Annotated in this window: 20 protein-coding genes; 19 read left to right on the top strand and 1 reads right to left on the bottom strand. The window is 64.6% G+C overall.

All coding sequences use genetic code 11. The features are described 5' to 3' along the window. Position 1: 1 nt before the first annotated feature. Positions 2-697 carry a LexA family transcriptional regulator gene (locus M9917_RS13595; protein WP_297254403.1) on the bottom strand — a complete coding sequence of 232 codons (696 nt, stop codon included), beginning with the start codon at positions 695-697 and terminating at the stop codon, positions 2-4. 95 nt (positions 698-792) lie between these two features. Here M9917_RS13595 and M9917_RS13600 point away from each other — a divergent pair, with 95 nt between their 5' ends. The 19 genes from M9917_RS13600 (at position 793) to M9917_RS13690 (ending at position 16,619) form a co-directional block, all read left to right on the top strand. Next, positions 793-993, top strand: a complete 201-nt coding sequence (locus M9917_RS13600; protein WP_297254404.1) for a helix-turn-helix domain-containing protein — start codon at positions 793-795, stop codon at positions 991-993. A 396-nt stretch (positions 994-1,389) separates the two neighbouring features. Continuing rightward, positions 1,390-1,869, top strand: coding sequence for a phage regulatory CII family protein (locus M9917_RS13605; RefSeq protein WP_297254405.1), 480 nt, complete (start codon positions 1,390-1,392; stop codon positions 1,867-1,869). Next, entirely contained in the window at positions 1,866-2,714 is an 849-nt protein-coding gene (locus tag M9917_RS13610; RefSeq protein WP_297254406.1) for a GapR family DNA-binding domain-containing protein, read from the top strand. Before M9917_RS13605 ends, M9917_RS13610 begins: the two co-directional genes overlap by 4 nt. Continuing rightward, on the top strand, positions 2,711-3,277 hold the full coding sequence (locus M9917_RS13615; RefSeq protein ID WP_297254407.1) for a GcrA family cell cycle regulator: 567 nt from the start codon (positions 2,711-2,713) through the stop codon (positions 3,275-3,277). The genes M9917_RS13610 and M9917_RS13615 overlap by 4 nt, the downstream gene beginning before the upstream one ends. A 214-nt stretch (positions 3,278-3,491) precedes the next feature. Further along, complete coding sequence (locus M9917_RS13620) at positions 3,492-4,889, top strand: helicase-related protein (protein ID WP_297254408.1); 1,398 nt, start codon at positions 3,492-3,494, stop codon at positions 4,887-4,889. 402 nt (positions 4,890-5,291) lie between these two features. Continuing rightward, positions 5,292-6,194, top strand: coding sequence for a DNA-methyltransferase (locus M9917_RS13625; RefSeq protein WP_297254409.1), 903 nt, complete (start codon positions 5,292-5,294; stop codon positions 6,192-6,194). Between the two features lie 50 nt (positions 6,195-6,244). Then, positions 6,245-6,862 carry a hypothetical protein gene (locus M9917_RS13630; RefSeq protein WP_297254410.1) on the top strand — a complete coding sequence of 206 codons (618 nt, stop codon included), beginning with the start codon at positions 6,245-6,247 and terminating at the stop codon, positions 6,860-6,862. Next, entirely contained in the window at positions 6,825-7,379 is a 555-nt protein-coding gene (locus tag M9917_RS13635) for a hypothetical protein (protein WP_297254411.1), read from the top strand. Before M9917_RS13630 ends, M9917_RS13635 begins: the two co-directional genes overlap by 38 nt. Next, positions 7,379-8,092, top strand: coding sequence for a transcription termination/antitermination protein NusG (gene nusG, locus M9917_RS13640; protein WP_297254412.1), 714 nt, complete (start codon positions 7,379-7,381; stop codon positions 8,090-8,092). Before M9917_RS13635 ends, nusG begins: the two co-directional genes overlap by 1 nt. A gap of 186 nt (positions 8,093-8,278) precedes the next feature. Beyond that, positions 8,279-8,929, top strand: coding sequence for a hypothetical protein (locus M9917_RS13645; RefSeq protein WP_297254413.1), 651 nt, complete (start codon positions 8,279-8,281; stop codon positions 8,927-8,929). Next, entirely contained in the window at positions 8,823-10,331 is a 1,509-nt protein-coding gene (terL, locus tag M9917_RS13650) for a phage terminase large subunit (protein WP_297254414.1), read from the top strand. Before M9917_RS13645 ends, terL begins: the two co-directional genes overlap by 107 nt. Positions 10,332-10,340: 9 nt before the next feature. Further along, on the top strand, positions 10,341-12,161 hold the full coding sequence (locus M9917_RS13655) for a phage portal protein (protein WP_297254415.1): 1,821 nt from the start codon (positions 10,341-10,343) through the stop codon (positions 12,159-12,161). A gap of 2 nt (positions 12,162-12,163) precedes the next feature. Beyond that, positions 12,164-12,991: a phage head morphogenesis protein gene (locus M9917_RS13660; protein WP_297254416.1), complete on the top strand. Its 828-nt coding sequence runs from the start codon at positions 12,164-12,166 to the stop codon at positions 12,989-12,991. A 133-nt stretch (positions 12,992-13,124) separates the two neighbouring features. Beyond that, the gene (locus M9917_RS13665) at positions 13,125-14,240 is read left to right on the top strand and encodes a DUF2213 domain-containing protein (protein ID WP_297254417.1); all 1,116 of its coding nucleotides are present in this window, start codon (positions 13,125-13,127) and stop codon (positions 14,238-14,240) included. Continuing rightward, positions 14,240-14,683, top strand: a complete 444-nt coding sequence (locus M9917_RS13670; RefSeq protein ID WP_297254418.1) for a DUF2190 family protein — start codon at positions 14,240-14,242, stop codon at positions 14,681-14,683. Before M9917_RS13665 ends, M9917_RS13670 begins: the two co-directional genes overlap by 1 nt. Positions 14,684-14,694: 11 nt before the next feature. Continuing rightward, positions 14,695-15,648, top strand: coding sequence for a DUF2184 domain-containing protein (locus tag M9917_RS13675; protein WP_297254419.1), 954 nt, complete (start codon positions 14,695-14,697; stop codon positions 15,646-15,648). Between the two features lie 12 nt (positions 15,649-15,660). Then, positions 15,661-15,993: a hypothetical protein gene (locus tag M9917_RS13680; protein ID WP_297254420.1), complete on the top strand. Its 333-nt coding sequence runs from the start codon at positions 15,661-15,663 to the stop codon at positions 15,991-15,993. A 3-nt stretch (positions 15,994-15,996) separates the two neighbouring features. Continuing rightward, complete coding sequence (locus tag M9917_RS13685; RefSeq protein WP_297254421.1) at positions 15,997-16,224, top strand: hypothetical protein; 228 nt, start codon at positions 15,997-15,999, stop codon at positions 16,222-16,224. Then, positions 16,224-16,619, top strand: coding sequence for a DUF4054 domain-containing protein (locus M9917_RS13690; RefSeq protein ID WP_297254422.1), 396 nt, complete (start codon positions 16,224-16,226; stop codon positions 16,617-16,619). Before M9917_RS13685 ends, M9917_RS13690 begins: the two co-directional genes overlap by 1 nt. Positions 16,620-16,630 lie beyond the last annotated feature (11 nt).

Here is a 16,630-nt window from a genome sequence, read left to right on the forward strand (position 1 = left end):
ATCAAACCGCCAGGCCCATTGCCTCAGGGTAGGGGATCACCCGGTAGAGGTTCTTTTTTCGACTGGCGTCGAAATTGAGTTCCTTGGCCGGATTGTATTGCGAGACGATGATCTGGCCGCCGCGCTGCCTGACCAGGGTTTTAATGAAGGCTGGTCCATTGTCCCGATCGTCGGGATCGTCCCCAAAGAGCTCAAGCAGCACGTCTTCACCTTCGACAGGCTTTCGTCCGTCTGGGTCTACGAATATCGGCCAGCCGTGCTTGTAGACCGGCTCCATGCTCGTGTTGCGCAGGATGACTGCAAAGGCGTTCGGGCGGCCGATCAGGCCCGCAGGCCTGGGAATGTAGTCGAGCGCGTTGCCATTCAGCTGGAAATCGCCTTCGCCTTCGCTGCCCCCCATGGCGATACCGCGGACTGCAAGATCCGGCTGACCGCCGCGCTGCGGGCGATCGGTGAGAGGGACACGATGCGTCGCGGCCGGCGTGGCGCTCAGCATCACTGGCTCGAAACCCTCCTTCACAAATAGCTCTACGGCGACGCCGGTGGCGTTCGCGGCTTTCTCGATCCAGTCCTGAGTCAGGCGTCGGTCACCAGCTTCCAGTTTGATTAGCTGGTTCTTCGTCGTTCCCATACGCTCCGCCAAAGTGGGCTGCGTAAGACCCAAAGCGTTTCGAATTGCGCGAAGGTTATTGGCCATCGCGGCAAATTACCCAATACGGGCACAATTTCGAGCGCACAAGTTGGGCACTTCTGACTTGACATTGGAGCCCAATATGGGCACTTTCCATTTTCATGAAGCTCGCGACCTACCTCACAGCCCAGAAGCTGACCCATGCCGAGTTCGCCAAGGCGATAGGCGCTTCCACTTTCGCCGTCGGCAAGTGGGCGCGAGGGGATCGTGTCCCACGTCCTGAGGCGGTGGCCAAGATCAAGGCCGCTACGCAAGGGCAGGTCACCGCCAACGATTTCTTTGAGCAGGCGGACGCGGCATGACCCACTCACTCGACATGACGCTCTGTCGTCGCTGCGGGGAGCCGATGGCTGCGGTCGTCAGCGGCGGGTCGCTTCCGCGCTACCTCTGCCGGCTTTGCGGGGACCTGGACCTTGCGCCGCCGCTTCCGTCGGTTCGGTCGGCGCCCAGCGGCGATCCTCGCGAGCTCATCCTCGGCGCGACTGAACAGATCGAGCTGGGCTTCGACGTTGTCGTTCGCTGCGGCTCTCGGGCCGACACGGGCCGCCAGCCTCTGCATCAGCCGGCGACCCGCTACTCCGATCAACTCCCACTCCACCGAACGCAACTCCTGCAACGCCACTGTGCGTGAGCAGTCGCAGGAACTGGTGCGCTCGGCACCGTGAGAAATGAGCCGTCCATCCCACCGGGGATCTCAAATGACCTTCGACGAATGGCACTACCGCATCAAGATCGCCTTCCAGAGCCTCGTGAAAGCGATCGGTACGAATGAAGCCGCTGGAGCAATCTGCGGCATATCCGACACGTCCATCCATCGTTACGGCGACATTTCGCCGGGGAACGATCATCTGCCGCCGCTCCGCATCGTCCTGATGCTTGAGGCCGCGTGCGGTCAGCCGATCGTCACCACCGTGATGGCCGAGCGGTCCGGCTGCCGTGTCGTTACGGGCGCTCAGGCAGAAATCAGCGACTGCATGATGGAGGCTCACGGCCGCATCCTGAAGGTGCTCGGCGAGGCGACCGTTGAAGTCGGCGAGGCGGCGAAGGACGGCAATTTCAGCCCGAACGAGATCAAGCGGATTTTCGCCCGATACGCGGATGCGATCGTCGAGATCAACGCCGCGCAAGGCACCGGCTCACGCCTGCGCGCCGCCGTCGAGCTCAGGAGCGTGTCATGAGCGACGGCCTGCTCGTTCAGACCATGCAGCGCATCATGTCGGTTCTCGACGACATCGACGAGCGCAAAGCTGACATCAAGGAAATCTACCGCGAGGCGAATGGTCACGGCTTCGACAAGGCTGCGATCGGCGTCGCCATCCGTGAAATTCGCGGCCGCGCGAAGGCCGACACGCCGAAGGCGCAGGAGCGCGCCGCCATCGTCGACCTGTACGTCTCGACCTTCGACAACGCCCCTCGCACGTACGTGCATGTGCCCGCACGCGAGGGGCGCGGTCAGAACCCCAGCCGGGAGCATGCCCCGGTAACGCAGGAGGAAGCTCATGTAGATCGCGGCGCGAGCGCGCAGCCCCATAGCGCCCAAGGCGAGCCGGCAATCCCCTCCAAGGCGGGGAATGCGGTGACGGGGCAAGCCGTTCAGGAGCCCGAGACGGGCATTGGTCAGCCATCCGGGGCAGGTACCGGAAGCGCCGTGAGAGCCGGCGCACCAGTTTCGAATACCTCCCTCGGACCTTTGACCGCAGCCCAGAGCGAAGGGGCGGCCGGTGCAAATCCGGAAGAAGCGGCACCTGCCAGCGCCACCGAGAGTGAGGTCGTCACCGCCCAGGCGCAAGGTGCCGAATTCGTCACACTGACCGGCGAGGGGGAGGGTGGTTCAGCGCCTACTGATCCCTCGCCGGTGGCGGATGAGCCGATCAAGGGCCTCGCTGCCGCGAATGCCATCGCCGCTCGCGCCGTGCAGCCGTCGGCTCCCAAGACCGAACGCGGCGAGATCGACATCGAGATCCCCGCATTCCTGCGCCGCACCGGTGGCGGCAATCATCCCTCATTCGGAGAGCAGGCATGAACTTCCATCCCGGCTCCATCACTTGGGGGCGGTCGACCGACGGCAAGCTGGTGCCGGTCGCCGTTGCCCGCGCTCATCGCCCTGAGGGCACGCGGAAGATCACGCCCGATCAGCGCGACGCGGTCGTGGCGGCTTTCAACGCCGGCAAGACCTATGGCCAGATCGCCGCTGATCTCGATGTCGGCCGCAACACGATTGCCGGCATCATCTTCCGCGCCCGAAGCGCGGGAAAGATCGAGCGCGAGAAAAGCCAGCGCCAGATGCGCGCCGTCTTCGTGCCGATCGCGAAGATCCGCCAGGAGCCTCCCAAGACGATCGAGCCGGGTGACACCTATGTCGCCTCCCGTATCTCCTTCGCCGACCTGCAGACGCGGCATTGCCGCTGGCCGCTCTGGAAGGATGACGTCCCGTTCTCCGAGAAGCTGTTCTGCGGCAACGCGGTCGAGGAGGGGAAGCCCTACTGTGCCCATTGCAATGGGCTGAGCGCCGCCCCGCGCCGGACCGACAGCTTCGACAAGAAGCACGGCTTCTTCAAATTAACGAAGATGGGGCGCCGCCGGTGAGCGCCATTCCGAACCTCTCCCGAACGCGCGGCGCGCATTTTCTGACCAACCCGCCATTGGCTTCGGCCCTCGGCGAGATTGATCAAGCCCGCGTCCTTCGGATGTTCCGCTCCGGCTTGGACACCCACGCCATCGCCTCGAATCTCGACTGCACCCCAGCCGCTGCTGCGAACGCCCTTGCTCGCGCTCGCGATGAAGAGCGGAGGGCCGTGGCGTGAGCCTTGCGATCTATCACGACATCATTTCGGCTTCGCGTGGAGCGTTCGTTCCGGTGGGGTTCGATGGCGAGTTTGATCTGCCGCCGTCGCTTTTCCCGCATCAGCGCGCCGCGGTTGAATTTGCCCTGCGCGCGGGATCGTCCGCGATGTTCCTCGATACCGGCCTCGGCAAGACGCGCGCCGCTCTGGCGTGGGGGCAGGAGGTTGTCGCTCGCACCAATCGCCCGGTGCTGATGCTCGCCCCGCTGGGCGTGACCCGTCAGCACAAGGCCGAGGCCGACGAAATCGGGATCGACGCGATTGTCTCTCGCGACGGTGGCCCGCAGGCGTCGCGCATCGTCATCACAAATTACGAGCGACTGCACCTCTTCGACGCTTCCGAGTTCGCCGGCATCATCCTGGACGAAAGCTCCATCCTGAAAAGCTTCTCAGGGCAGACGACGAAGCGCCTCATTGAAGTATTCAAGCGCACGCCCTACCGGCTCGCCTGTACCGCGACCCCGGCGCCGAACGATCACGCCGAGCTTGGCACGCATGCTGACTTCCTCGGCGTCATGACCCGCGATCAGATGCTCATGCGCTGGTTCATCCATGACAGCATGGATACCGGCACGTGGCGCCTAAAAGGCCATGCCGTTCGCCCGTTCTGGGATTGGGTCGCGTCGTGGTCGCGATGCGTCTCTCGGCCGTCTGACCTCGGCTTTTCCGATGACGGCTTCGAGATGCCGGACCTTCGGATGCACCGCCATTTGGTGGCCGCTGACCGCCTCGCTGGTCGCGGAGAGGAAAAGGATGGGCAGGCCCATCTATTCCGCATGCCCGACCTGTCAGCGACGTCGGTTCATACCGAGAAGCGCCTGACCTGCCAGGCTCGCGCCGAGATGGTGGCCGGCATCGTCGCCGCCGAGCCGAATGAGCCGGTCACCGTCTGGGTCGAAACCGACTACGACGCCGACGCCATCATGGCCGCGATCCCTGAGGCCGTGGAAGTCCGCGGGTCAATGACTCCCGATCAGAAGGAAGATCGCCTCACGGCCTTCACGTCCGGAGATCTGCGCGTTCTGGTTACGAAGGCGAGCATCGCCGGTTTCGGCCTCAACTGGCAGCACTGCGCCCGCACTGTCTTCGCCGGCATGAGCTTCTCCTACGAGGCGTTCTATCAGGCCGTCCGCCGTCATTGGCGCTTCCGCCAGACCCGGCCCGTCGAGTGCCATGTCGTCTTTGCCGACACCGAAGCTGCCATCTGGGACGTGGTGTCCCGCAAGGCCGGTGACCACGACGCCATGAAGCGGGAGATGACCGCGGCCATGGCCCGCGCGCATCGCGCCGACATCCGCCTCCATTCCTATCAACCGCAGAAGCTGGCCTCGCTGCCGGCATGGGTGAGCGCATGAAATATCGCGACTTACCCCATAATTTCACCGGCACATGTGCTCGATGCGGCGCAACGTTCTCCGCATATTCGTCGCCATGCCGACCTCGCAAGTTTTGCTCTCAGGAATGTGGTCAGAAGTCCCGAGTTGGGACGAAGCAATCGGCCGACCACATCGCTAAACGCAGCCGATTCGGAGAGGCCCATCCGAACTGGAAGGGCGATCAGGCATCTCGAAAGTCCGGTCGAAGCAGGGCATTGCGACATTTCCCCAATCGTTCTTGCGAGGCGTGTGGTGCCGAGAAGGGCGAGCGGCATCACGTCGACTGCAACCCGCTCAACAATGAGCCGGGAAACATCAAGTTTTTGTGCCGTCCTTGCCATTTGGCATCGCACGATTTCACGGTTTTAGGAGCTATCCGCCATGTCGACAAACGTAATTGATCAGCATATTGGCGATAGGTTCTGCGCGTATCATTGCGACACGGTGGAATTCACCGCGACGATGCCGGCCGACAGCATCGGCCTGTCCGTCTACTCGCCTCCGTTCTCGCAGCTCTACGTCTACAGCGAGAGCGAGCGCGACATGGGCAACGTCGCGGACCATGACGAGTTCGCGGAGCGCTATCGCTTCCTCGTGCGGGATCTGCTCCGCGCGACCAAGCCGGGCCGCATCAGCGCAGTCCATTGCTCCGACCTGCCGCTAAGCAAGTCCCGCGACGGCGTGATCGGTCTCTTCGACCTGCCGGCGCTCATCCGCCAGGTGCACGAACAAGAGGGCTGGACCTACCACTCCCGCGTCACAATCTGGAAATGTCCGGTTGTGGAGATGACGCGGACAAAGGCTCACGGTCTGCTTTATAAGACGCTGCGCACCGATGGCAGCCGCGTCCGCGTCGGCATGCCCGACTATCTGCTCGTCTTCCGCAAAGAGAGCGACGGCAAGACGCCAGATCCCGTGCAGCACGATCCCGGCTTCTATCCGGTGTCCTGGTGGCAAGAGGCGGCGTCGCCGGTCTGGATGACCGTAGATCAGACCAACGTCTTGAACGTTGCGGTTGCACGCGACGACAAGGACGAGCGCCACCTGTGCCCATTGCAACTCGACGTGATCGAGCGCGCTGTCCACCTGTGGAGCAACCGCGACGATCTCGTCTACTCGCCATTCATGGGCATCGGGTCGGAAGGCTTCGTCGCCATCAAGCATGGTCGTCGGTTCGTGGGGACTGAGCTCAAGGAAGCCTACTTCCGGCAGGCCGTCCGCAACCTGACCTTGGCCGAGGACACCGGCACGGCGGGCGATCTCGTCTCGATGATGGTGGCGTGATGAGCCTAGCCGCGACAGTCTCAGCGATGGCAGCCGCTGGCTGCACAGCGATGCAGATCGCGGCAGTCGTGGAAGCGCACGAGGCCGCGGAGGATGCGCGCCGCGCGGAGAAGCGCGCAAAGGACGCGGAGCGCCAGCGGAAATCCCGCGCGTCACGCAATGTCACTGTGACACCGCGTGACCCCGACGGACAGAGCGTGACCGATCGTGACATCGCGGACGAGCTCCCCCTACAAAAGAAAGCCCCCCAGACCCCTAAAGAAAACTACCCCCTATCCTCAGAACCTTCGGTTCTTCGGTGTGAGAGCGCGCGGCGCCACGTTTGGCCCGAGGACTTCGCCAAGCAGGTCTGGGACCTCTTCCCTCGGAAGACCGAGAAGCAGGCCGGCATGACAGCGCTCGCCGACCTGCACCGCCGCGATCGGCTGCCCTGGTCGGAACTCATCGACGGCATCCGCAGCCTCACCGATGCGGTTGAAGACCCGAAATTCGCGCCGGCCCTGCACCGCTGGCTGAAGCGGGAACGCTGGCAGGACCAGCATCCGACAGCAGCCCGGCCGCCGCCAATGCCGCCCCGCAACAACCGATCCCTGATCGACGGCCTGGATGAAATCGAAAGGAGGTTCTCCGATGTCCCAGCACCAAACTACCCCCGCCTCGCGGGCTGAGGCGACCACGGCCCTCCGTGCGCTGTTCGAGGCGTTCCCCGCTGATCGCGGCAACGGCATCGGCGGCGCCGCCACATACCTGCTGGCGGTTGAGGGTTATTCGCTCATCGCGATCCAGAAGGCTGTCTATCGCTTCATCCGCGGCGAATTCGACTGGTTCAACGGCAAGTTTCTGCCGACAACCGCCGAGCTCTCACGCGGCTGCCGCTATTGCGAGGATTTGATCGCGCCCCCCAAGCCGCTGGCGCTCCCGGCGCCGGGTGACGTGATCGACGACAGCCCCGAGGCTATCGCTCGCCGCCAGCAACATGCCGAGAACTGCCGCCGCAACCGCTTCGACTGGAAGCAGATCGCCGACGGCAAGGAGCCGCTCGAAATCGACCCGGTGAATCCGATCGACGACTACAACGGCTGGGAAGCCCGCGAGAAAACCCGCCTCGCTGATGAGAGCAAGAGCGGCAAGTTCCGCCTCTCTGACGAAGCCCTCGGGAAGATGATGAAACGGGATGCCGCCTGATGGCCCGCAAGAAGAAACGCCCGCGTCCGATCCCCGAGATCGAGATCATCGAGACGCTGCAGCCGGCGCCGACTGATCTCGACTTCGGCACGACGGAGAAGCCGAAGCCGTGGTATCTGGTCTGGACTACACCGCGCGGCGAGGCGAAGGCGGCCGAAGGGTTGCTTGCAGCGGAGTGCCAGGTGTTCTGGCCTCACTTCGAGCGCATCATTCGCCGCAAGAACAAGCCAGAGATCAAGAACCTGATCTCGACGTTCCCGCGCTACCTCTTCGCGTCGGGGCTGCCGAAGCTCGCTCAGCGCCTCACTGTCGTCGGGCCCGACGGGAAAACTGGGATCACCATCGACGGGCGACCGATCGAGGACATTCGGGAGATCGACGGCGTCGTGTCCGTCGTCCGCAACAGTCAGGGCTGGTGCGCGGTGCCCCGCGCCGTCCTTGAGAAGATCGCTGCCTATCAGGGGACGGTCGCCCATCCAGTCCCAGCACCCGAACCGATCAAGAGGCTCAGCATCGATCCCGGCGATAGGGTCAGGATCATCGACGGCCCGTTCGCCAGTTTCCAGGCGACCGTCGTCGACATCCTCGGGCTGGAAACTGCTGGCGTCCTCATCGACATATTCGGCCGAGAGACGAAAGCGGAATTCGACGTCCGCCAGATCGAGCTGGTGAAGAAAACCCGGAAGGGTGTTGACGACCGCTTCGCTGCATGAGACATAGCGATTCATGGTTTGTTCGGTAGTGTGATCGCCACCTCGCGCGGCTCGATCTCACGGACCCCACGCCGCCACTCTGGCGGGACCATGCGAAGCTTTGCCCGGCGACTGCGGATGTACCAGCGCCAAGGGTAACAGGAGCCCGGCCGAGAGGTCGGGCTTTCTCATATCCAGATCGAGATCATGTCCAAGCAGACAGATTGGGAAGCCATCGAGCGCGAGTTCCGCGCGGGTCAGCTGTCCGTTCGTGAGATCGCCCGCCAGCACGGCCTCAGTCACGCCGCGATCAACAAGCGGGCGAAGTTGGAAGGGTGGACCAAGAACCTCGCCGCGAAAGTCCGGCAGGAGGTTTCCAACCGTCTGGTTTCCACATCGGTTTCCAGTGGCAACGCGCGAGAGGCAGTGGATACCGCCGCGGATCGTGGCGTCGAGTTGGTCAGGCAGCATCAGTCTTCGCTCGGCCGCGCCAACCGCATCGCAGAGACGCTGATGGCGGAACTGCAGCGCGGTTGTGACCGCCTCGACGAGATCGAAGAGGCGATCGAGGAAGAGACAGGCGACGATCAGAACAGCAACCGGCGAAACGCCATGCTGAAGGCGGTCAGCCTGCCGAGCCGCGCCGCGACGCTCCGCGAGTTGTCGCAGACCTTGAAGAACCTGATCCCGCTGGAGCGGCAGGCATTCAACCTCGATGAGCCCGGCGACGACGAGCCGGCCACGAAATCAGATGTCCGGACTGCGCTTGCAAAGCTCGACCAAGGACAGCGCGATCAGCTCCGGGGCATCGCTTCAGCACTTGCTGGCGGACCCGGCGAGCCTCCTTCGGGAGCTTGACCGGCTCGAATGCGAGGAAAGCCTCGCCGGTTTCATCCGGCGTGCCTGGCATGTGATCGAACCCGGCCAGCCCTATACCCACGGCTGGCATATCGATGCGATTGCCGAGCATCTCGAGGCAGTGACCGCGGGTCAGATCAATCGCCTCCTGATCAACGTGCCGCCCGGCACGATGAAGAGCCTGGCAGTCGGCGTTTTCTGGCCATGCTGGGAGTGGGGGCCAAAGAACCGGCCGCACACCCGTATCGTCGCCACGTCGCATTCGATCCCGCTCGCCATCAGGGACAATCTGAAGGCCAGGCGTCTCGTTCAAAGCGAGTGGTATCAGTCGATCTGGGGCGATCGGGTCCGTCTCACCGGCGACCAGAACGCCAAGACGAAGTTCGAGAACATGGCGACCGGCTTTCGCGATGCCATGGCGTTCCGCAGTCTGACCGGATCGCGCGGCGACCGCGTTGTCATCGATGACCCTCACTCGGTCGATGGCGCGAATTCAGAGGCGGAGCGCGAAAGCGTAATCACCTCGTTCCTGGAATCGGTGCCGACGCGTCTCAACAGCCCGAAGCATTCGGCGATTGTCGTCGTGATGCAGCGGCTTCATGAGCGGGACGTGTCTGGCGTCATCCTGTCGAAGGAGCTCGGGTACGAGCACCTGATGCTGCCGATGGAGTTCGAGCCGGAGCGCCGGTGCCGAACGTCGATCGGTTTCGTCGACCCCCGACAGGAGGACGGCGAGCTTCTGTTTCCAGAGCGCTTCCCTCGTGAGGTCGTCGAGCGCGACAAGATCCCGATGGGGTCGTATGCGGTCGCCGGCCAGTTCCAGCAGCGCCCGGTGCCGCGTGAAGGCGGAATGTTCAAGCGCTCCTGGTTCGTCGACAAGACGATTGGAGCGGCGCCGAGCGGCACCCGTTGGGTCAGGCACTGGGATTTGGCGGCATCGACGCGCTCAACCAGCGCGCGGACCGCTGGCGTGAAGATTGGCCGCACGCCTGATGGCTCTTTCGTCGTCGGGCATGTCGTCACGACACAGTCCGAGGGCAATGAGGTCCGCAAGCTCATCAAGCAGACGGCAGAGACCGACGGCTTGGATGTGCAGATCAGCTTGCCTCAGGACCCCGGCCAGGCCGGCAAGGTCCAAAGCAAAGACATGATCGCCATGCTCGCCGGGTTTCGCGCTCATGCCGAACCGGAAACGGGCGACAAGGTGACCCGAGCTGAGCCGTTCGCCGCTCAGTGCGAGGCGGGCAACGTCTCGATCGTTCGAGGCGAGTGGAACGACGCCTACCTCGACGAGCTCTGCATGTTCCCAGGCGGCTCATTCAAGGATCAGGTCGACGCCAGTTCCGGAGCTTTCGGGCGGCTGACCGGCTCCAGTGTGTACGGAATGCTCGGGGTGGTCTGATCGATGTGGATGTTCGACCGCCTCGTAAACCTCGTGACCGGCATGGGCACGAGCAAGGACAAGGGCACCGGCGGCGCTCACGTTGTCGTCGTCCGCTCCAAGGCCGAGCTCGACGCTGCCTATCGGGACAATTGGATCGCGCGCAAGGCGATCGACATCGTCCCGTTCGATATGCTCCGTGAGGGGCGGCAGTGGCAGGGCGAGAACGACCAGATCACCGCGATCGAGAAGGCGGAGAAGGATCTCGGCTATTTCACGAAGGTCAAGGCGGCGCTGACCCGCGGCCGGCTCTACGGCGGCGGATGCATCGTCATAGGCGACGGAGCGAGCGACCCATCCACCGAGTTGCGGATCGATGCGATCAACCGCGGTGGCATCAAGTATCTGCACGTCTTCTCGCTGCATGAGATCGTCGCTGGCGAGTTAAACCGCGATCCGCTGTCGCCCTATTTTGGGGAGCCCCGAGACTACGAGCTCCGCTCGGCGAACGGCGAAGCCCTGAAGCTTCATCCTTCGCGCGTCGTGCGCTTCCTCGGCGCACCTCTGCCCGACGATGTGACCGTCCGCACGGAATCGGTGTGGTCGGACAGCATCCTTCAGGCGATCATGGACGCCGTCGACCAGGCGACGAGCGCGGCGAGCTACATCGCGGCCATGTTGCCTGAGGCGAAGCAGGACATCATCTCGGTGCCTGGGCTGTCGCAACATCTCGCGACGGCAGCGACCACCAGCCGGCTGACCGAGCGTTTCGCCTACGCCAGCATGATGAAGAGCATGCACGGCATGCTTCTGCTGGAAGGCGACGGCAAAAGCCCGTCCGGCGAGGTTTGGCAGCAGAAGCAGTTGTCGTTCACCGGCTTGCCGGACGTCGCAAACCTCTTTCTGCAGATCGTGTCGGGCGCCGCTGACGTCCCCGTCACTCGAATGCTAGGGCAGTCGCCGAAGGGGATGAACTCCACCGGCGAGAGCGACCTCCGCAACTATTACGACCACGTCGCCGCGAAACAGAAGGTCGAGCTGACGCCGTGCCTGTCGCGTCTGGATCGCGCGCTGGTCCGCCACGCCCTCGGCGCTGAGCCCGATGACGTCTGGTACACTTGGCGCCCGCTCTATCAGCCCTCGGACAAGGAGAAGGCCGAAATCTTCGCCGCGAAGGCGAAGGCGGTGAAGGACCTGAGCGACGTCGGCTTGATGCCGGATGAGGCGCTCGCCAAGGGCGTCCAGAACATGCTGATCGAGGATGGCTCACTGCCGGGCCTTGAGGCGGCCCTCGAAGAGTTTGGCGACGAGCCCGAGGACGCCGACGAGGAGGCCGCGCGCCTCAACGAAGAGCAGCAGCGCCAGCAGGCGAATGACGCCAAGCCGCGCACGCTCTACGTCAGCCGCAAGCTGCTCAACGCCGACGAGTTCATCGACTGGGCGAAGGGGCAGGGCTTCGAAACCACGCTCGACGCCGGCGATCTCCACGTCACCGTCGCGTTCTCGCGCGAGGCGGTCGACTGGATGAAGGTCGGCGAGAACTGGACGTCGGGCCCGGATGGCAAGCTCGCCGTCGTTCCGGGCGGCGCTCGCCTGGTCGAGCCGCTCGGTGACAAGGGCGCCATCGTCCTCCTGTTCAACTCCTCGGAATTGGCGTGGCGGCACATGGCGATCCGCGAAGCTGGCGCGTCGTGGGATTGGCCCGAGTATCAGCCTCACGTCACGATCACCTACGATGCGGGCGCGGTCGATCTGGAGAAGGTCGAGCCCTATCGCGGCAAGCTGGTCTTCGGGCCCGAGGTCTTCGCCGAACTCGACGACGACTGGACCAGCAAGGTTCGCGAGAGCTGACCATGAACATCCAGGGGTGGATGCGCGAGGCGCGGACTACCAAGCGCAAGCGGGTCGTCCTGCGGTCGATCTCCGCAACGGTGGCTTTCGAGATGGCGCTCCTGGCGCCGACGAACCTGCTGCTGAGGCGGATGGCGGGGCAGGTGGCGCAAGACGTGCTGCCGGCCTCGATCTCGGCCAAGAACCAGATGATGCGCGACGACCTGAACTGGTTCGAGCGCGCAATGCGGGCGCTGCGCGATTTCGGCGACGGCTTCGTCGAGGGCCTGCGTTCCGAGTGGCGCGACGCCTTCGAAACCGAGGAAGAACGGAACAAGCGCCGGTTCAATGAGGGGCTGCGCTCGGCGATCGGGATAGACCTTGGCGCCCTCATCCAGGCGGAAGGCATCGGCAACACCATCGACGCGGCGGTGCTGCGCAACGTCTCGCTGGTGCGGGGGCTGTCTCAGGACGTTGCGCGCCGGCTCTCGGCCAAGCTCCTCGATGCGCTGACCCGCGGCCTGAACAACCGCGAGCTCGAAAAGATCATCACCGCCGAGTTCGGCATCGCCCGCCGGCGCGCCAAACTCATCGCCCGCGATCAGGCCGCCAGCTTCAACGGCGACCTGAACCGGATTCGCCAGACCGCTATGGGCGTCACGGAATATATCTGGTCGACCTCGCTCGACGAGCGCGTCCGCGGCAACCCCGAGGGCAGGTATCCGAACGCCCGTCCATCCCACTGGGATCGCGAGGGCAAGACGTTCAAGTGGTCGAGCCCGCCCAGCGACGGGCATCCCGGCCAGCCGATCAATTGCCGCTGCACTGCGCGCGCGGTCATCGAGTTCTGAGACGCGCAGGGGCGCTGAGCGAACCTCCCGTTCGACAACCGGGGAAAGGTCGCAACGCAGGCCCCTGCCGACGAGGGATTACGGGCGGGTTTGTCATCCGTCCGCCCCTCTGAGATCCGCCCGAGAGGCATCCATGCTCTTCACCGACAAGATCACCCTGGACGGCTCGCGCCGGACCGGGGACGGCTACCTTGCGGCGAATGCCCGGGTCGCCCGCACCGGCATCCAGACCTATCTGGGCCGCGAGGTGGGCAAGCCCGATATGGCGACGGTCAAGGTATTCCGGCCCGAGTCCGAGGTCTTCCATACCGACGCGCTGCGGTCCTTCGCCCATCGCCCGGTCACGAACGACCATCCGCCCGAGGCGGTCAGCGCCCGCAACTGGAAGACCCACAGCGTCGGCATGACCGGCGACGAGATCGCCCGAGATGGCACCTTCGTCCGCGTCCCCATGGTCGTCATGGACCAGGCCGCGATCGACGATGTCGAGGCCGGCAAGGTCGAGCTCTCCATGGGCTACGCCTGCGACCTCGACTGGACCGCGGGCACCACGCCCGAAGGCGAGGCCTATGACGCCCGCCAGACCAACATCCGAGGCAATCACCTCGCGATCGTCGCCGCCGGCCGCGCCGGCCCTCAATGCCGCATCGGAGATTCCTGGGCGGCGATCCCTCCTGTGAAGGACCCTCACATGACCCTGAAGACGGTTACCGTCGATGGCATCCCGATCGAAGTGACCGATCAGGGCGCCACCGTGATCACCACGCTGCTCGGGCGCATCTCCGATGCGAAGACGGCGAACGACACGCTGGTCCGCGACCACGCCGCCGCGATCGCGGCCAAGGACGCCGACCTCGCCAAGCGCGACGCCGAGATCGATGCCCTGAAGGGCAAGATCGTCGATGGCGCTGCGCTCGACGCGCTGGTCCAAGCCCGCGGCGATCTGATCGCCAAGGCCAAGGCCATCGCGCCGGACGTCGTCACCGACGGCAAGACCGACGCGGACATCCGCCGCGCCGTCGTCGTCGCCAAGCGTGGCGAGGGTGCGATCAAGGACAAGTCCGCCGCCTATGTGGATGCGGCCTTCGACATCCTGATCGACGAGTTCAAGCCGGTCGACGGCCTGACCCGCAGCATCTCGGCCGGCCCGCGCACCACCGTGGATCACCAGCCCGTCGCCACGGCTCACGCCGCCATGGTCACCGGTCTCCAGGATGCCTGGAAGACCCCGGTTAAGGGAGCCGCCTGATGCCCGCAGTTCAGACCACTTACGCCGCCGTCCACGCCCGCTGGGTGGAGGGCATGGTCCTCAACATGGAGGACGCCACGATCGTCACCCGCATCGCGGAGGACGTGGAGGGCATCGGCTTCGGCAAGGTTGGCGTGCAGGGCACGGCTGACAACCAGGTCGTCGATTCCGAAGCGACCGTGAAGTTCGTCGGCATCGCGGTGCTCGACAGCTTCCGGCCCACCGGCAAGTACGAGCAGTACGACAACGTCGCCCTGATGAAGAAGGGCGTGATCGTCGTGCAGGCTTCCGAGGCCGTCGCAGTCGGCGATCCCGTCTACTACACGCCGGCCACTGGCGTGCTGTCGAAGACCTTGACCTCGAACACCCTCATCGCCGGCGCCCAGTGGGATACCAGCACCGCAGGTGCCGGTCTCGCCGCGCTGCGGCTCAACACGCCGTAAGGAGCGCCACCATGAACATGCCTCTCACGCATGATGCCCAGGGCGTCGCGCTCAGCTTCCTCGTTCGTCAGGCGACGCTCATCGAGCCGGTCGTCTACGCGATGCGCTACCAGGAAATCCAGTATCCCACGCTGGTTCCGGTCGACACCTCGGCGCCGGACTGGATTCAGTCCGTCACCTACTTCTCGATGGACGGCGTCGGCAAGGCCGACTGGTTCCACGGCAACGCCAACGACGTGCCGAAGGTCGAGCTGACCCGCGAGAAGTTCGAGACCGGCGTCTCGATGGCCGCGATCGGCTACGGGTACACGCTGGAAGAGCTCGGCACCGCCCAGCTCTACAACATGAACCTCAGCGCCGATAAGGCCACGCTGGCCCGTCGCATCGCGGAGGAGAAGATCGATGCGGTCGCCTTCGTGGGCGACAGCACGAAGGGCTTCACCGGTCTGGTCAATGCCTCGACCCCGACCGCCACCACGGCGCCCGCCGACGGCACCGGCTCGGCCACGACCTTCGTGAGCAAGACCCCGGATCAGGTCCTGCGCGACATCAACGGCCAGATCACCGGGACCTTCACCGGCACGCTCGGCGCGGAGATGGTCGACACCATCCTGCTCCCGTATTCGGTGCTGCTCGACCTCTCGACCCGTCGCATCGACGCGGTCAACCAGACCACCATCCTGGAGTGGATCGAGCGGAACAACATCTACACCCGCCTGACCGGCCAGCCGCTGCTCATCCGCGGCCTGTTCGGCTACCTCGACACGGCCGGCTCGGGCGGCACCAAGCGCATGGTCGCGTATCGGCGCTCCCCGGAGGTGCTGAAGATGCACGTCCCCATGCCGTTCCGCTTCCTGCCGGCCTTCCAGACCGGGCCGATCAAGTTCGACGTCCCGGGCATCTTCCGCATCGGCGGCGTCGACATCCGTCGCCCCAAGGCCGTCCGTTACCTCGACGGCATCTGAAGAGGATCGACAATGCAGATCACCAATAAGTGCGATGGCCCGCGCGGCGTGAACACCACGTCGGGCCCGGTCCTGATCGATCCGAAGCAGTCGGTGGAGGTCGAGCTTTCCAAGGCCGAGGAGAAGATCGCTCGCGGCACCGGATGGTTCGAGTTCGACGGCGAGGGCAAGGAAGACCCCGTCGTCGAACCGACCGACAAGCTGGAAGCCAAGCATGCCGGCGGCGGCGTCTGGTATGTCATGAAGGGCGACGATCGCGTCTCCGACGGCATGAAGAAGGACGATGCCGAGGCGTTCAATGCCCTCTCCGACGAGGAGAAGGCTACCTTCGTGACGAAGAGCTGAGCCATGCCTCATCCTCCGCTCTACACTGTGACCAACGCCGGCAAGGAGCCGCGCTTCGCTGAGATCGGCAAGCGCGGCGACCCGGACTACCTGCGCGAGCCGATCGACACCGGTCTCTCGAAGGCGCTGCCGATCAGCGAGGAGCAGGCCCTCGCTCTCGCCGGCCAGGGCTTCAAGGTCACTGGCCCGGACGGCAAGACCGTCTCGGGCAAGAAGGCGAAGGCCGACTGATGCCCTACACCACGCCGACGGTCGATCAGTTCCGGGTGAAGTTCCCGACCTTTTCTGGCGTCGGCAATCCCACGATCTCGGCTGCGATTGATGAGGCTTCGGCTTCCGTCGACCAGTCGTGGATCGAGGCGGACTATCAACCGGCTATCCTCTACCTCGCTGCCCATATCATGGCCGCCGATGGCGTGCTGTTCGATGGCCTTGGCGCCGCAGGCGGCATGATCGCCGCCGGCCAGGTCTCCGAGGCCAAGGTCGGCGACGCGATGGTGAAGCTCGGCGGCGCCGGAAGCGGTTCGGGCGGCGGCGGTTCAGCTTCGGGCTATGCCTCGACGCCCTACGGCCAGCGCTACCTTCAGCTTCTTCGCCGCAACCAGCCCGCCATCGCCCTGGTGTGATCCATGGTCAC

It is taken from the genome of Bosea sp. (in: a-proteobacteria), assembly GCF_023953965.1.
GTDB lineage: Bacteria > Pseudomonadota > Alphaproteobacteria > Rhizobiales > Beijerinckiaceae > Allobosea.

Excerpts from the sequence above, each read along its gene's own strand:
- M9917_RS13595 (WP_297254403.1), bottom strand. The coding sequence starts at position 697 with ATGGCCAATAACCTTCGCGCAATTCGAAACGCTTTGGGTCTTACGCAG.
- M9917_RS13600 (WP_297254404.1), top strand. The coding sequence starts at position 793 with ATGAAGCTCGCGACCTACCTCACAGCCCAGAAGCTGACCCATGCCGAG.
- M9917_RS13605 (WP_297254405.1), top strand. The coding sequence starts at position 1,390 with ATGACCTTCGACGAATGGCACTACCGCATCAAGATCGCCTTCCAGAGC.
- M9917_RS13610 (WP_297254406.1), top strand. The coding sequence starts at position 1,866 with ATGAGCGACGGCCTGCTCGTTCAGACCATGCAGCGCATCATGTCGGTT.
- M9917_RS13615 (WP_297254407.1), top strand. The coding sequence starts at position 2,711 with ATGAACTTCCATCCCGGCTCCATCACTTGGGGGCGGTCGACCGACGGC.
- M9917_RS13625 (WP_297254409.1), top strand. The coding sequence starts at position 5,292 with ATGTCGACAAACGTAATTGATCAGCATATTGGCGATAGGTTCTGCGCG.
- M9917_RS13630 (WP_297254410.1), top strand. The coding sequence starts at position 6,245 with ATGCAGATCGCGGCAGTCGTGGAAGCGCACGAGGCCGCGGAGGATGCG.
- M9917_RS13635 (WP_297254411.1), top strand. The coding sequence starts at position 6,825 with ATGTCCCAGCACCAAACTACCCCCGCCTCGCGGGCTGAGGCGACCACG.
- nusG (WP_297254412.1), top strand. The coding sequence starts at position 7,379 with ATGGCCCGCAAGAAGAAACGCCCGCGTCCGATCCCCGAGATCGAGATC.
- M9917_RS13645 (WP_297254413.1), top strand. The coding sequence starts at position 8,279 with ATGTCCAAGCAGACAGATTGGGAAGCCATCGAGCGCGAGTTCCGCGCG.
- terL (WP_297254414.1), top strand. The coding sequence starts at position 8,823 with ATGTCCGGACTGCGCTTGCAAAGCTCGACCAAGGACAGCGCGATCAGC.
- M9917_RS13655 (WP_297254415.1), top strand. The coding sequence starts at position 10,341 with ATGTTCGACCGCCTCGTAAACCTCGTGACCGGCATGGGCACGAGCAAG.
- M9917_RS13660 (WP_297254416.1), top strand. The coding sequence starts at position 12,164 with ATGAACATCCAGGGGTGGATGCGCGAGGCGCGGACTACCAAGCGCAAG.
- M9917_RS13665 (WP_297254417.1), top strand. The coding sequence starts at position 13,125 with ATGCTCTTCACCGACAAGATCACCCTGGACGGCTCGCGCCGGACCGGG.
- M9917_RS13670 (WP_297254418.1), top strand. The coding sequence starts at position 14,240 with ATGCCCGCAGTTCAGACCACTTACGCCGCCGTCCACGCCCGCTGGGTG.
- M9917_RS13675 (WP_297254419.1), top strand. The coding sequence starts at position 14,695 with ATGAACATGCCTCTCACGCATGATGCCCAGGGCGTCGCGCTCAGCTTC.
- M9917_RS13680 (WP_297254420.1), top strand. The coding sequence starts at position 15,661 with ATGCAGATCACCAATAAGTGCGATGGCCCGCGCGGCGTGAACACCACG.
- M9917_RS13685 (WP_297254421.1), top strand. The coding sequence starts at position 15,997 with ATGCCTCATCCTCCGCTCTACACTGTGACCAACGCCGGCAAGGAGCCG.
- M9917_RS13690 (WP_297254422.1), top strand. The coding sequence starts at position 16,224 with ATGCCCTACACCACGCCGACGGTCGATCAGTTCCGGGTGAAGTTCCCG.